This is a genomic window from Methylovulum miyakonense HT12, from assembly GCF_000384075.1.
Lineage (GTDB): Bacteria > Pseudomonadota > Gammaproteobacteria > Methylococcales > Methylomonadaceae > Methylovulum > Methylovulum miyakonense.
This window is the reverse complement of sequence record NZ_KB913025.1, coordinates 1,461,496-1,474,782: the sequence shown is the minus strand read 5'-3', so window position 1 is coordinate 1,474,782 and position 13,287 is coordinate 1,461,496. Positions and strand designations below refer to the sequence as shown.

Annotated in this window: 17 protein-coding genes and 1 pseudogene; 4 read left to right on the top strand and 14 right to left on the bottom strand. The window is 44.8% G+C overall.

From position 1 onward, the window contains the following. Nucleotides 1–105 precede the first annotated feature (105 nt). The 8 genes and pseudogenes from METMI_RS0107730 to METMI_RS26825 form a co-directional block, all read right to left on the bottom strand. The gene (locus METMI_RS0107730) at nt 106–495 is read right to left on the bottom strand and encodes a hypothetical protein (RefSeq protein ID WP_019865707.1); all 390 of its coding nucleotides are present in this window, start codon (nt 493–495) and stop codon (nt 106–108) included. Between the two features lie 208 nt (nt 496–703). Next, nucleotides 704–1,027, bottom strand: a complete 324-nt coding sequence (locus METMI_RS0107725; RefSeq protein ID WP_232215192.1) for a type II toxin-antitoxin system HicB family antitoxin — start codon at nt 1,025–1,027, stop codon at nt 704–706. An 11-nt stretch (nt 1,028–1,038) separates the two neighbouring features. Then, entirely contained in the window at nt 1,039–1,290 is a 252-nt protein-coding gene (locus tag METMI_RS26110; protein WP_083930203.1) for a type II toxin-antitoxin system HicA family toxin, read from the bottom strand. 247 nt (nt 1,291–1,537) lie between these two features. Beyond that, nucleotides 1,538–1,972: pseudogene (locus METMI_RS23400) on the bottom strand (transposase); the annotation flags it as partial. Between the two features lie 85 nt (nt 1,973–2,057). Beyond that, a complete protein-coding gene (locus METMI_RS25370; protein ID WP_019865703.1) occupies nt 2,058–2,612 on the bottom strand; it encodes a hypothetical protein in 555 nt (184 codons plus the stop codon). Between the two features lie 345 nt (nt 2,613–2,957). Next, the gene (locus METMI_RS23390; RefSeq protein WP_232215297.1) at nt 2,958–3,545 is read right to left on the bottom strand and encodes a hypothetical protein; all 588 of its coding nucleotides are present in this window, start codon (nt 3,543–3,545) and stop codon (nt 2,958–2,960) included. 34 nt (nt 3,546–3,579) lie between these two features. Then, the gene (locus METMI_RS27420; RefSeq protein ID WP_019865701.1) at nt 3,580–3,831 is read right to left on the bottom strand and encodes a BRO family protein; all 252 of its coding nucleotides are present in this window, start codon (nt 3,829–3,831) and stop codon (nt 3,580–3,582) included. 200 nt (nt 3,832–4,031) lie between these two features. Continuing rightward, on the bottom strand, nt 4,032–4,616 hold the full coding sequence (locus tag METMI_RS26825; RefSeq protein ID WP_156829796.1) for a hypothetical protein: 585 nt from the start codon (nt 4,614–4,616) through the stop codon (nt 4,032–4,034). Nucleotides 4,617–5,584: 968 nt separating this feature from the next. Between METMI_RS26825 and METMI_RS0107685 the strand changes: the two genes are divergently transcribed. Further along, complete coding sequence (locus METMI_RS0107685) at nt 5,585–5,869, top strand: hypothetical protein (RefSeq protein ID WP_019865697.1); 285 nt, start codon at nt 5,585–5,587, stop codon at nt 5,867–5,869. Nucleotides 5,870–6,531: 662 nt separating this feature from the next. Here the strand turns inward: METMI_RS0107685 and METMI_RS0107670 are convergent. The 3 genes from METMI_RS0107670 to METMI_RS26820 all read right to left on the bottom strand — a co-directional run bounded on the left by METMI_RS0107670 (nt 6,532) and on the right by METMI_RS26820 (nt 8,337). Further along, nucleotides 6,532–7,380, bottom strand: coding sequence for a hypothetical protein (locus METMI_RS0107670; RefSeq protein WP_019865694.1), 849 nt, complete (start codon nt 7,378–7,380; stop codon nt 6,532–6,534). Continuing rightward, a complete protein-coding gene (locus METMI_RS0107665; RefSeq protein WP_019865693.1) occupies nt 7,368–7,733 on the bottom strand; it encodes a hypothetical protein in 366 nt (121 codons plus the stop codon). Before METMI_RS0107665 ends, METMI_RS0107670 begins: the two co-directional genes overlap by 13 nt. Nucleotides 7,734–7,821: 88 nt before the next feature. After that, a complete protein-coding gene (locus tag METMI_RS26820; RefSeq protein WP_156829795.1) occupies nt 7,822–8,337 on the bottom strand; it encodes a hypothetical protein in 516 nt (171 codons plus the stop codon). Between the two features lie 1,077 nt (nt 8,338–9,414). Between METMI_RS26820 and METMI_RS0107645 the strand changes: the two genes are divergently transcribed. Next, nucleotides 9,415–9,843 carry a hypothetical protein gene (locus tag METMI_RS0107645; protein WP_019865689.1) on the top strand — a complete coding sequence of 143 codons (429 nt, stop codon included), beginning with the start codon at nt 9,415–9,417 and terminating at the stop codon, nt 9,841–9,843. Between the two features lie 66 nt (nt 9,844–9,909). On the opposite strand, the gene METMI_RS0107640 is transcribed toward METMI_RS0107645, so the two are convergent. From METMI_RS0107640 to METMI_RS0107630, 3 genes are all read right to left on the bottom strand, one after another. Continuing rightward, on the bottom strand, nt 9,910–10,284 hold the full coding sequence (locus METMI_RS0107640; RefSeq protein WP_019865688.1) for a hypothetical protein: 375 nt from the start codon (nt 10,282–10,284) through the stop codon (nt 9,910–9,912). A gap of 1 nt (nt 10,285) precedes the next feature. Further along, a complete protein-coding gene (locus METMI_RS0107635) occupies nt 10,286–10,966 on the bottom strand; it encodes a hypothetical protein (RefSeq protein WP_019865687.1) in 681 nt (226 codons plus the stop codon). 71 nt (nt 10,967–11,037) lie between these two features. Continuing rightward, nucleotides 11,038–12,057: an IS1595 family transposase gene (locus METMI_RS0107630; protein WP_019865686.1), complete on the bottom strand. Its 1,020-nt coding sequence runs from the start codon at nt 12,055–12,057 to the stop codon at nt 11,038–11,040. A 133-nt stretch (nt 12,058–12,190) separates the two neighbouring features. On the opposite strand from METMI_RS0107630, the gene METMI_RS0107625 reads away from it, so the two are divergent. Together METMI_RS0107625 and METMI_RS23385 are read left to right on the top strand one after the other, a co-directional pair. After that, entirely contained in the window at nt 12,191–12,421 is a 231-nt protein-coding gene (locus tag METMI_RS0107625; protein ID WP_019865685.1) for a DUF6471 domain-containing protein, read from the top strand. 48 nt (nt 12,422–12,469) lie between these two features. Continuing rightward, nucleotides 12,470–13,264 carry a BRO-N domain-containing protein gene (locus METMI_RS23385; protein WP_019865684.1) on the top strand — a complete coding sequence of 265 codons (795 nt, stop codon included), beginning with the start codon at nt 12,470–12,472 and terminating at the stop codon, nt 13,262–13,264. Nucleotides 13,265–13,287 lie beyond the last annotated feature (23 nt).

Sequence of the window (13,287 nt, the reverse complement as noted above, 5' to 3'; positions counted from 1 at the left end):
TTACCAGCGACGTACATAGCTTCGTTTGCCCATAAGCGCAATTGTTGCTGGAAAAACAACAAACTTTCAAAACCGCCACGAAAAAGCGCCCCCTTGAGCGCAATGTTAGCCAGTATTTTGCCTAGACATTTTAGCAAGGTAGTAAATGAACCCCGTTGCCAGACAAAGATGGATGATTGAATTTGGTACAATGCCAGAAAGTGCCGTTATTGTTCCTTCACGGTATGCGAGTATTTCGATCGGGAATAACCCGATCTGAATGGCTGCATTACCCATCAAGAAAGCGCGAAGCGTAGGGGAGTCTTCGTGATTTCTAACCATGAGGGCGGTCGCACCGACTGCTAGGAGAATAACTCCAACTTCTCGAACCCAAACCTCAGCCGCTGAACTTGATACGCCTTTGGTTGCCAGTAGCATTGCAGGTGCGAAGAGCGCGAAGGCGCCAACTGCCAAAGCTACCGTGGCTGCTAAAGTCAAAAATGTGGATCGTTTCATTGGTTCTCCTCAGTGAATTTGTAATGCTATATCATTCGGCTTGTATACGCTTGAAAAATGGCTTTTAGCCTAACGTTACGGGACGCGCCGCTCACGAAAGCGAAACAAAGCCGCCGAACCTTGATAAAAAACCAAACTTCAAAACCACTAACGGGCGGCATGTCCCTTTGACTGGCTTATTAGGCCAAAAGAGCGCATGGCATAGAGCTTAAACGCCAACCTCGCGGCTCAGTGCCTCAGTGATCCACTGGTTCAGGCTTTTGCCTTGTGCCGTAGCCGCACTAACAATATCAGCGTGCAAATGAGCCGGAATACGCACATTGAACTTACCGGAAAAGGCTTTGCGTGATTCCATGCCTTTTTCGCGGCATACATCCAGAAACACCTTGAGGGATACTTCTCCTTCGCGCTTAAGCCCTTCCACATCAGCCGCATAAAAATCGGCACTACCATTCAGATCGACAAACTCACCCCTAAACAGGGCAATATCGGGATCATAGGTAATGACCGCCTTATAACCTTGAATTTTCATTATGTTAATCATTAAGTTACCTCATTGTCATTTAGCCACTTGCGAATTGACACCACAGCTCCCTTATCGGTATTGGGCGAAGGATGTGGACGATGGAATACCCGCACTTCGCTAAACAGTACCACAGCGACCCGCGAACCTTCGCGTTCGCTAATATCAGCCCCCAGTTCCATAAACAGTGCTTCGACGTCGCGCCATTGGATATTGCCGCTAACTGGATGTGTAAAAATCGCTTCAAGAGTTTTTTGGTGTTTGCGCTTCATGGATGCATGGTACTAAATATCAGTACCAATATAAAGGCATTATTGGGTTGCGAAGATTCGCATTTCAAAGGGTAAAAGACAAGTGAGTAACAAATCTATGAGAATTGCCCAACGTTACGAGACTGTAAAAATATCCAAAATCCAGCGGATCTGTAAAGCGATTCTTAGCCGCATTTTTTAAATCGCGCCGGTTATTTGTCTGTGACAAGCCGTTTTTAGTGGAAAAAACGCTTGCCCCGTCTTTTTTTTACGCATATTTTGCATTTTTTAGGGCGTTTTCTGAACGCCGGGCGCAATGACCCCTGAGCGCACCCACACCGAGAATGTTCAGTACCCGGGTAAAGTTATAAGCCATGGCCATCAGGCTAAATTCCCCGCGGCATTTTGCCAGTCCGCGCATCAGGAAATGGTGCATGCCGGCACGGTGTTTGAGGGTGCCAAAAGGATGTTCAACCATGACCCCGCGCCGTTTCATGCGGTTGGGGTTTTGGTGCATGCGTTGCTGGTGGCGTTCGGCCACCGCCTCATGTTCCCAGCGGGTGATTTGCCGGGCGGCCGCTTTTTCGGCCAGGCACTGTTCGCGTAGCGGGCACTGGCTGCAATCAGAGGTTTTGCTTTGGTAGCGGCTGATCCATTTGTCGTTTTTTTGCAAAGGCTTGCCGCGTAAGGTCAACGGCTTGCCTTGCGGACAGGTGTGCCGGTCTTGTCCGGCATCGTAACTGAACCGGTCTCGGGTAAAACGGCCTTGTTAAGTACATGAAAGCACTTTATCGAGCAACTCTCAACTTTTCAATAACTGCAAGAATCTTTTGTGCAGCGGCTTTGGCCTTTTCAGCAGAATCACATTCACTTGACTGAATTCGTTCGACATGAACCCCTTCGAGTTGGAGCATTGATGTTCGTGCATGGGCTTCGGCAGGTGTTTCTTGGTGTACGGTGTCGCCATCCACTTCGACAACCATAGCTATTCCTCCGTGTATTAGGAAAAAGTCTGGTTCGATACGCCGATAATTTTCTCCGCCGCGTACAAAAACAGGTAGAGGAGCAAATGAAACGCCGAAAGCTTTCAGTGAGCGATAGAGATGAATTTCAGCTTGTGATCTGAATAATAAACCGTCAACACTCAATGGCGCGACGTTGTTGGAGCGAACGCGCCCTTGATTAGTAAGTTTCGCCCCTGTTAACCAAGCCGCTGCCTTTTCACGCCATTGCGGGTCTTCGATAACGGCAGGAATAATTTTTACTTGAGTAAGCTGATCGTTAGGAAATTGATCGAGAAAGACTTGCGCTTTATCGCAAATGGATTGTTCTATAAACCCCATTCCGTCCTGAAGTTGTGGATAGAGGCTTAACGGCACATGTAGATAAAGATGTGCCTCCGTTCCAATTGTCGTAGTGGGTTTCTACGAGGTCAGGTGCCGAGTATGTGAGTACAGCAACCTCCCTTGCTGCTCCTTCGGAGGCGAAAATTCGAGCCAACGTACCAAGAATGGATTTGGGATCAGCGAAGAATCGAGCTTGCATAGAGATTTTTGATTAGAAATAGGCTAACGTTACGGTAAGGGGCGCGCCGCTAACTAAGCCTAAACGAAGCCACCAAACCTTGATAAAAACCAACCTCCAAAACCGCCAACGGGCGGCGCGTCCCTTTAACCGACTTGTTGGGCCTATTCATCATCTTGGTGTGGAAACAAATTTTCTAATGATTCTGTTTTCTTAGAGAGCTTCTTTTCTTCCGAGCCGTGTCTGCGTTCGATTTTTTTAAGGTCTTCTGCGGCAGGAAGTTTTTCTGGAACGATACCACGACCAATGAGAACACCACGAATATCGCTGTTGTTTTTTATATGCTCACTTGTAATATCTTTTTCGCTTCTAATATTGTCGTCTTTGTTAATGTTAAAGTTCGTTATTTCCGTTGCAAAATCTTTTGCCTTGATAGTTATAGTAGGCAAGAAATCCGCTAGTGGCCTTCCTTGTGGAGCACCCAATCTTTCCTTCATTTGCTGTGTTGTGATACCGCCAAAAAGAGCTTGGTCTCCTTTACTTCTAATAACAGCAAAACTTTTATCGCTTCCGAGCCGCTCGTTAATGATCCCGGAAAGCTGTTTTTCAGATGCTGTTAATTTTTTTCTTGCTGTAAGCCGCTCTGTTTCTGCAAGACGTTTCTCAATAATCTCTTGTTTTCTGGTTTGTACTGCAAAATAAGTTTGGGCAAATGCTATAGGGTCTTTAGTTGGGTCGCCATTTTGGGCAATCAGATAGCAAGCGTATCTGGTTAGAGCAACATCATCAATTTCTCGTGCCGCCTTTGCCGATTTCTATCATCTTCCTGACATCAAGAAAATGATCCGTTATGTTATTTCCAGAGGTTTCGCAAGATTTTTTAGCTTTATCAATTACTTTTGCGAAATTTTCCCATTTTGTATAGCCTAGAATAGGCTGAAGTTCACGAGCAAGCCAAAACTCTAGCCCTGAATCTGGGTGTGTTCTAACTATTTCCTCAAAAGCAGCGTGAAGCGTAACGATAACTTCTTTTTTCATAAGTAAAAACAAATATTATTTAGATAAGCTGATAATAACATGTTGTTTATGATAAGACTGCCCAACGTTACGGTAAGGGGCGCGCCGCTAACGGAAGCGAAACGAAGCCACCAAACCTTGATAAAAACCAAAACTACAAAACCGCCAACGGGCGGCACGTCCCTTTGACCGACTTGTTGAGCTGAGAAAGAACCAGTCCATCAATCTGTACAAACTGCTATTGTGGGCGACCCTTCTTCAACATATGCTTTACAACCAAATTTACTATCAGTTTTCGCGCACTGGCCTAGAGCGTTGTCGGTTTTTGAGGTTGAATGCCTTGCAGCGAGACAGCCAAATTCACATTCAGACGAGCTTTTGCATGGTTTTCCGCCATCACGACTGGTATGAAGACATCCGCTAAATTTTAACATCCCCATTGGTAACCATTTACCGCCTTCAGCTAAACATTGAATCCTTTCTTTCTCGAAAAAGCAGTGTTCCAAACCTGACTGGTCTTTGCCCCAAGTCCCACCATCCGCTTTACAAAGAAGCTTCTGGCCTTCTTTAGAAGGAACCAATCGACATCGTTGTGTATTTGAAAACCACAAATTATTTTGGCTCTTGCAAACCTCTTGTGACCAAGTGACATGGCAATTGTAATACCAACTTTTACCAGTTACAGATTCCCAAATGCCATCGAGCTTGTCACAAGCTAGCTTAGAATCGACTGTTGTTGCATGAGCTACAAGCGGTAAATTGAGAGAAGATAACCATAGCAATATAAATATTAATTTTTTAACCATGCTTTTATTGCCATGTGCCCAACGTTACGGTAAGGGGCTGCCCGCGTGATTGCTTGCAGCGGAGCCGCTTACCTGTGAAAAAAACTGACTTTGCCAGCCGGAACGGCGGGCAGTCCCTTTGACTGGCTTGTTGCAACGTGACCCGTAAGCCGGCCTAGCACGACAGGGTGCAGCCTCTCAACTAGCCTTCGCGCCAGCCGTAGCCGATCACGGCATAGAAAGCACCCACCGGCATAGGCCGGCAGACTGAACGCAACACGACACCTCGCACATCCAGTCCACGCGGCCGTGCCAAAAAGGCGCGCAGTGTCATAGAAGCTTGACCAATAATGGACAGCACGTTATATCGACGCGTAGCCGTCGAGCTGTGCTGTGCGGCAAACAGCTTGAAGCGCCGGCCAGCCGCGACGCGTACGCGACTCTGCTACGGGTGCAAGTGAGCCCAGCGGCTGCCATTGACACAAACACGGACATCTGGCCCTGGCTTGGAACGGGAATCCACGTCTGTCTTTTTGGTTCGGCTAAGGCACGTGGACCGGTGCTGAAAGCCGACATCGTTGTGTATTTGAAAACCACAAATTATTTTGGCTCTTGCAAACCTCTTGTGACCAAGTGACATGGCAATTTGAATACCAACTTTTGCCAGTCGCCGCATCTTGGCAGAACCACAAATTTTTGCTCTTGCAAACCTCTTGTGACCAATGACATGGCAATTGTAATACCAACTTTTACCAGTTACAGATTCCAAATGCCATCGAGCTTGTCACAAGCTAGCTTAGAATCGACTGTTGTTGCATGAGCTACAAGCGGAAATTGAGAGAAGATAACCATAGCAATATATAATTTTTTGCAGCTTTATTGCCATGTGCCCAACGTTACGGTAGGGGCTGCCGCGTGATTGCTTGCAGCGGAGCCGCTTACCTGTGAAAAAAAACTGACTTTGCCAGCCGGAACGGCGGGCAGTCCCTTTGACTGGCTTGTTGGGCAATGAAGGTGACGCGCTTTGCCCCGCACCGGAAAAGCCTGCTGCACCGCAGTGCCGCACAACGACTAAAACACCAACACCGACAGCCCGCAACGCCCGGCAGAAAACCACCACCCAGCCACGCAAAACGGATGGCAACCCCGCAACCCGCCAGGCACAAAACCCCAAAACCAGCCTTGGCCGCTTGAAGCTGACCCCCAAAACCGACAGGCCGAAAGTGAAGGCGAAAAACCAAACAGGGCAACCGCGAGGCAAAAGCCAAGCTTGAACTTTGCCCAAAACCTAACCCAAACAAACTGCCAGAACCCAGGGAAACGGCACAGCCACCGATGCCGGACAACACCCCCGCAACGGCACTAGCCAGCCCAAGCCACAACCCCAACTACACGCAAAACAGAGACGGAAACGGCAGTGCCAACAACCCGCAGAATTCAGGGATGACGCTTAACCCAACCCGCAGTGTAACCAAGCAACGGCAACCGACAACCACCCACGGCCTACAAACCCGACAAACAAAAAGCCAACACACCCGAACCCAGACTGCCCAACGTTACGGTAAGGGGCGCGCCGCCAACGAAAGCGAAACGAAGCCGCCGAACCTTAATAAAAAAACAAAACTCCAAAACCGCCAACGGGCGGCGCGTCCCTTTGACCGACTTGTTGGGCTAAACAACGTAACCAGAGTAAAACGCATTAACGAGCCGAGCTAGGCTTTGAACGGTTAGATATCATGGAACATAAGTAGCCAGCCACCCCGAATCTGTTGGCGGTTGATTATTTATCCTGTCAATTTTGACAATCACTAAGTGTCTCCATCTCCCTGCAAGATATTGGCTTAGAATAAGATTTATTTCTTCAGGTGTGACTGCATCATCAGCCTCAAATAATGTTTCGTACATCATTAATCTCCTAAATAAGCGGTTTTTTAATTTATTTATCCACATAGTAATGAAGTGCATTGGTGTAGACCGGATCTCCTGCAAATTCTTGGGCGAGCCTCGTTAGTTCTTGTCTGGTTTTTTCATATTCCTTTTGCAACCCAATAATAACCATGTCGTTTGTTACTGGAATACCACCGTCTAATTGATAGTTTTGCGGGGCGGCAAATACCCTTTTTAGTAAATCGGCAGAGCCTTGAAGACTATCCCAATATGTCAATACCCAAGTTATATCAACGGAAGAGAAAGGGATTGGCTTGCCTTCGAGCGTTGTTGTGACAATGAGATTTGGAGTGTGCGGCACCGGTGCATTCGGTGTATCAAATATCGAAACCGGATACTGAGCCGGAATGATAGCTTTAGCAAGACCATCCAGTAAGCTTAAATGCTTGTGAGCTTCCTTTGTGTTACGTTTTTGCAGAACATTCACTACATTCGCCATAATTGCTACGTCCGCTCCGGTGCTGTTGCCGCCATCTTGGACTATTGCCTTGGCAGCCGCTTTTGCCTCAAGCGGCTTTAAATCAGTAGCGGCCCCTCCGGTGATAAAGGCCGTTTGAATCAGCACCGGATTGAAAAAATAATTGGCATCATTAGGAATAATGTTAAAACTGAAACTGCTCAGAGCTGAAACGATATCAGAGTATTTAGTTTTTTTCGGGGCAACCAATACCACACGCTGTTTTAAACCTAAGCTACCTTGAACGGGTTGTGACGAATCGGGGCGCGCTTCTACGTTCAGGGCAACTTTTTCTGTTTCATAAAAGTACATGGCATTGTTACAGCCCGTTAAAAAAGTAGCCAACCATAATGCCATTAAATGTGTCTTTATTGTTTGCATGTGCTGCCTCCTCCATGAATTGCCTGGTTGATCTGTTTTAGGGTATCTGGGCTTTTGGCAATATTTTTTGCGGCTTCACCGCTAGAGACAAACTGGTTGAATTGGACTTCGTCTAGTCCATTAGCATAAATGCAGCCGAATGTGGTTAATGTAGCAGCATCTTGACCACTTGCTATGCGTGGTACGATGGTATAAGTATCCCTATCGTAGCCAAACATAAAACGCCCAGTCCCTTCGGCGCTGGCTGCGACATCTATTCCAACGGAGACTTCATGGACATAAACCAAGTGTGTTGCTTCGCCGCAGCCACAAAGCAATAGGCTTATCCAGCCTAACGTTATCAGTATTTTCATACGCCCTTCCTTTTGTCATCGGGTAAAGGTAAAAAATTAAATCGTTCTATCGGATAGGATTGGAAACCTCCTCTTTCTCTTGGTCTTATCACTTGGCGGTTGAAGATTGTATGACAGCTGCTTTTACCGTGTTGCTATCTTGATAATAGTGGAAGATAAAAACACCGTCAAAATCCCTAGGCAATTGGACTATATGACGTGCTTCTATCCCTGCGGTAAAACCCATTTTATAGGGATTGGTGTGCAAGCTGAGGCCTTGGTTTTTTTCGCTCCAGGCAAACGGCCGCATGTCTTGTAACACAACTTGGTTAGCAGCCACTTCCTTATGAAACCCATAGCTTGCCGGATGCTGTAATAAGCTGTTAACCGTTAAATTCGCTGAGTTTTTTGGTTTTGGATAAACCATAAACCTTTGAGTATGACCGAAAGTTAAACTTCCATCCGTCGGGCTTGTACTCAAATAGCCGCCCCAGGATTCACGGGCCAACAAATAACATGAATCGTTTTCAAAATAACGAACACTAACCACACCCAAATCATTAACTGCACATCCGGTTAAGAAGAAAAACAATACTGCAATAAACCAAGTCCGCGCTGATGTCATAGAACTTACTTACTTAAATAACTAGAGGCCACTCATTGACAATGCAATTAAATTGTGTTTTTAATTTATGCGTCCAAAATAATATGTATTCATACTCCTCTAAACGCTCCTAACCAAGCCCAACGTTACGGTAAGGGGCTGCCCGCGGGATTGCTTACAGCGAAGCCGCTTACCTGTGAAAAAAACTGACTTTGCCAGCCAAAATGGCGGGCAGTCCCTTTGACCGACTTGTTGGGCATGTATAAAGGAGATTTAGATCAAAACCCGAAAAACCAGTCACACTGCACTGCCGCAAAACGACAGAGAAAGCAAATGAGTTCGTACGCAGAAGGTGCTTCCCCAGCGACCTAAGGGAGTAAACTTAAGCGAAGACCTATTCACGGCATATCTCGGAGCAATTTAGTTAACATTCTTTCCCTGCTCAAGTCCACTCGTTTTCCATAAGAATTCTTTTCTTTAACTGCAAGTAGCCAGTCGCTAACAAATTTTCTGTTCGAAGCCAAAAACTCTCGGTCACGGTTCCAAGTACTTTGATATTTACTGATTAGAGCTTTTAGCACCTCGTAATTGTTTGAGCATTCTGAACAAAGCGACGGCACATAATGAATGATTTTCTTATCCACTTCGAAAGCGACCTTCTGTTCTTCCGGTGTAAAGACGCAATGACGAGAGCATTTTTTACAGTGGTAATCAATGAATTCGCTGTAAGATTCCACGTTCAGGAACTGGCCTGAGTATTCCGACGACCTTCGGCTTGAGTTTGACCACTTGCTTTTGTCGATCAAAACTGACACACAGTTCCTCACAGTCAATCTGCGCCCAACGTTACGGTAAGGGGCTGCCCGCCCGATGGCTTTCAGGAGCCGCTTACCTTTGAAAACTAAAAACTTCGCCAGCCGGAATGGCGGGCAGTCCCTTTGACCGACTTGTTGGGCATGAGAATATTTAGGTTCGAACTGGAAAAGCCAGCTGCACCCAAACGCTGCACAATACCGGTATTATGTAGCAGACGCACAAAGCCACCCATAACATAACCCATTAAAATACAAGCCATTATACACCTAAACAGGAAAGTAAATGGCAGAAACCCACGTCATAAGCGCACTGGTGGCGAAGCGTTCCGAGCTTGCCGGAATGGTCGACCACCACAGGAAGGAAGTTGTCCGGCTCTTGCAGGACGTTAAGCTTCTGGACGCAACCATCAGGCTATTCGAGCCGGAATTCAGCACCGATTTAATCAAGGCCAAACGGCATCAAAAAAGAAACCTCTACTTTAAGCACGGCGAAGCCCACCGGATGGTATTGGATATATTGAGGGAGTCAAGCAAGCCATTAAGCACCAAGGAAATCGCCCAAGAGGCAAAGTCCCGTAAAGGATTAACGGAAGTCAACGAACGGGACTTTCAGGCCACGATATTAACGATACTGGGTAGGCAGAAAAAAAGCGGCCTAGTGGTGAATATAGGCAAGGATGACGCAGGAGGATGTGTTTGGGATATGGTTTAGACAGGGTGCTTGGATATTTCTATCAAGCATAAAAAAGCCCACTTTATGTGGGCTTTTTATTTTAGATCATAAACCTAAAGGCGCGTTATCTCTCTTTAAAATCAAGTCATTATTATCTTTATCAGATAAATTATTAAGATAACCTTTACCACTATTTAAATATTCTTTAGCTTCTTCATAAGTTAGCTCGGAACTGTCATTTTTTGAAAATGACAAACCCCAAAAAATTAACCCAAATACAAATAACAAAGCAAGAATTGGAATAATTATAATGGCTAAAAAAATAGCTAAAAGGATAGCTAATGGTATTGGGAAGTCTTTTTGAAACACAATACGAGAAGATTTTGACTGCTTGTCGTTCAAAGTTACAGTAACTTGAAGATGATACGCTATGATTTTTTCTTCAAAACTAAAATCATCGCAGCATGTTAGCGCGTTCATTTTATATTCCTCTTTCGCAAAATTTTCTTCTGGACAGGAGTTTTTTGCTTAATTTATATCCGAATGATTTATAAAAATCGACAAGATTATCAACAGGGTCAATTATCCTAATGGTCTTAGCTTTAATAAGTGTTGCGTATTCCAGTAATACAGAATTTATTATCGTAAATACATTGCCTCTAAGATGATGACTTTCATTCGGAGACCCTTCTATATAGTGTATGGATAATACTTCATTTCCCTTGCTTCTAGTACAAAGTGCCAGTCCACATAATGAATCATCACTCCAAACAGCAATTCCAATTAGGTATTTTCCGTAGTTTTTATTAAAACTACTATTTTTATATTCCCAATCCCATCCTCCATTTGGAGGCTGTCTTTTATTTATAACATCCCATGTTTCTTTCCATGCTATAAGAGATTTTTCATCTATCCTTGTTATCATTACTCCTTTTTTCAGTTTTTCAGTAAAAAAACTAGATGTTTTCTCTAAAACCGCGTCTAGCATGTCTGCCATTATGAATTTACTCCATACTTTAGTTATTATAAATATATTAGTATTTTCAATATTTAAGCAGACAATGGACGCCTGAGCCAAAGGCTCGGATATTTTACACTTTAATTTATATATGTAAATTAAAGTGTAAAATATTTTGTAGCAAAAAGTTGCAAGACTACCCATTTGATTTCAAGTATACACTTGAAATGATATATTACAATTTTTGTAAAAATGAATTTGAATAACGTTTTTTATCAAGCCGCCAATTTATCCACAACCTTATTCCCCTGCCAATACCCACACCAGTTCCGTGAAGTCGGCTTGGTGGCACAACGTCCGGTAATGTCCGCAAATATTTGTCCGGTTGACCAGCGGCGGGTATCTTCACGGTAGCCGCACTCGTTGGCGTAGGCATCCAAGTTTTGGTTGCCCATCTTATGCACTTGGCCTTTGTGCATACGGCGGAAGCGTGAGAAGTAAGATTCGGCTTGGTTGGTGCATTCGCCCCTGTCACCTTTGTAACGCTCCTGATGGTTGACGCGCTTCATGTCAAACTTGGCGTGTAAAGCGTCATAGCATTTGGCATCATCGGCGTGGATAGTGGCCTCGCCGTCAATATGGGTTTCCGCCAATTTCTTAATGTCGGCTTGGTTTTCCGATTTCACCACGAAGGTTTTGGTCTTTACCGCGCCTTCGCCTTTTTCCCCGCGTTCGCGGATCGTGATAATGCAACGCTTGTTAGGGTTTTGGTTCTCGACCAAGCGCAAGTCTTTACGGTCGGCCTTTTCGTTCTCAGGGCGGACATAACCGTTCACATAAGCCCCGTCAATCTCCACCTCGCCGCCCAATTTGGCGGTGTCGGCATCCATCAGGGATTCCTGTATCTTGTGCATCATCACAAACGCCGTCTTATATTGAACGTCCAAATCCCGCGACAATTGCAGGGCGGAAAAGCCTTTTGCGGTGTTGGTGTACAGTGCAACCGCGCCCAAGTAGATTTTCAAGGGCAGCTTGTGGTGTGCAAACAAAGTGCCGGAAGTGATGCTGAACGTATGGTTATAGCCCTTGCAACGCCATTGCTTGCGGGTCTTGATGAAGTAGTGCTTGTCAATCAGGCCGCAAGCCGGGCAAACCGGATCACCATCGCCCCAACGGGATTCCTTAAACAATTCAAACGCGGAAAACAATTCAAACGCGGAATCGTCGGTTAGGGTGAAGATTTGCACCAAGGACAGTGAACGGGCTTTTGCTGATAGTAGGAAGTGTTGTGCCATGTTGCTTACCCTCGTTAATCTCCAAATGTGGGGATATTTTAACATGTATGTAGATTGATGAAAACAAATATGGAGATTTATACTGCATTTGTGTAGAATTTTTTACACCAAAGAAAAATACGGAGAAAACCCAATGACAGAGCAAGCGGAACAAGACTGGAACAAAGTGGCAAGCAGTACCCTTAAAGCCGAATTGGCAAGGGCCAGCATAGGCTATGAGGAATTGACGGAACGCCTCGCGGTAATAGGGATAGAGGAAACTTACAAGGCAGTGGCGGCTAAAATCAACAGGGGATCATTCAGCTTTGCCTTTTTTGCCCAGTGCATGAAAGCACTTGGGGTTAGGGATGTGAGGTTAAATTAAGTGAATATAAACATTGCTAACCACCAATATTGAATAAGGATTAATCTAATGAGTGATAAAAAATATGAAAAATCATTGGGTCTTGATATGCCTATTGATGAGGCTATCAAACGGATAGCCGATGTTAAAAAGGAAGAGGTTAAAAATCAAGAACTAGAGGAAGACCACATTATTCAGGAAGGAGAATCTCAAGTAGCTTTATTTAAAGGAAAAAAAGTTAGGCAGGTCTTTCATGAGAATGAATGGTTTTTTTCAATAGTGGATGCCATAGAGGCCATTACTGAAACAGATCGCCCAAGTAAATATTGGTCTGACCTAAAATCTCAACTTACTGAAAAAGAAGGATTTAATGAACTTTCCGATAAAATCGGAAGGTTGAAAATGCCTTCACAAGACGGAAAAATGAGATTAACTGATGCCGTGAATGTAGAAACCCTTTTTAGAATAGTACAGTCTATTCCTTCTGCAAAAGCAGAGCCATTTAAAAGATGGTTATCTAAAGTTGGTTATGAGAGGATTCAAGAAATACAAAATCCAGAAATAGGAGTAAAGCGGGCTATATTACAATGGCAGGTACAAGGCCGTAGCGATGACTGGATTGATGCTAGAATTAGATCAATAGTTACCCGCAATGAACTTACGGGAGAATGGAAGAAAAGAGGCATTAAAGATCAAGAATATGGTCGTCTCACAAACGTAATATCAAGAAAAACATTTGGCATAGATGCTCAAGGCCACAAAAAACTTAAGGGATTGAAAAGCCAAAATCTACGCGATCACATGACTGACTTGGAGCTAATATTTACTATGCTTGGCGAAAAATCAAGGCTATGTCACCGTTAATTGTGGAAGCCTTAAATGACGCG

What these genes read in the sequence shown, in the direction of transcription:
- METMI_RS0107730 (WP_019865707.1), bottom strand. Translation starts at nt 495, where the DNA reads ATGAAACGATCCACATTTTTGACTTTAGCAGCCACGGTAGCTTTGGCA.
- METMI_RS0107725 (WP_232215192.1), bottom strand. Translation starts at nt 1,027, where the DNA reads ATGAAAATTCAAGGTTATAAGGCGGTCATTACCTATGATCCCGATATT.
- METMI_RS26110 (WP_083930203.1), bottom strand. Translation starts at nt 1,290, where the DNA reads ATGAAGCGCAAACACCAAAAAACTCTTGAAGCGATTTTTACACATCCA.
- METMI_RS25370 (WP_019865703.1), bottom strand. Translation starts at nt 2,612, where the DNA reads ATGGGGTTTATAGAACAATCCATTTGCGATAAAGCGCAAGTCTTTCTC.
- METMI_RS27420 (WP_019865701.1), bottom strand. Translation starts at nt 3,831, where the DNA reads ATGAAAAAAGAAGTTATCGTTACGCTTCACGCTGCTTTTGAGGAAATA.
- METMI_RS26825 (WP_156829796.1), bottom strand. Translation starts at nt 4,616, where the DNA reads ATGGTTAAAAAATTAATATTTATATTGCTATGGTTATCTTCTCTCAAT.
- METMI_RS0107670 (WP_019865694.1), bottom strand. Translation starts at nt 7,380, where the DNA reads ATGCAAACAATAAAGACACATTTAATGGCATTATGGTTGGCTACTTTT.
- METMI_RS0107665 (WP_019865693.1), bottom strand. Translation starts at nt 7,733, where the DNA reads ATGAAAATACTGATAACGTTAGGCTGGATAAGCCTATTGCTTTGTGGC.
- METMI_RS26820 (WP_156829795.1), bottom strand. Translation starts at nt 8,337, where the DNA reads ATGACATCAGCGCGGACTTGGTTTATTGCAGTATTGTTTTTCTTCTTA.
- METMI_RS0107645 (WP_019865689.1), top strand. Translation starts at nt 9,415, where the DNA reads ATGGCAGAAACCCACGTCATAAGCGCACTGGTGGCGAAGCGTTCCGAG.
- METMI_RS0107640 (WP_019865688.1), bottom strand. Translation starts at nt 10,284, where the DNA reads ATGAACGCGCTAACATGCTGCGATGATTTTAGTTTTGAAGAAAAAATC.
- METMI_RS0107635 (WP_019865687.1), bottom strand. Translation starts at nt 10,966, where the DNA reads ATGGGTAGTCTTGCAACTTTTTGCTACAAAATATTTTACACTTTAATT.
- METMI_RS0107630 (WP_019865686.1), bottom strand. Translation starts at nt 12,057, where the DNA reads ATGGCACAACACTTCCTACTATCAGCAAAAGCCCGTTCACTGTCCTTG.
- METMI_RS0107625 (WP_019865685.1), top strand. Translation starts at nt 12,191, where the DNA reads ATGACAGAGCAAGCGGAACAAGACTGGAACAAAGTGGCAAGCAGTACC.
- METMI_RS23385 (WP_019865684.1), top strand. Translation starts at nt 12,470, where the DNA reads ATGAGTGATAAAAAATATGAAAAATCATTGGGTCTTGATATGCCTATT.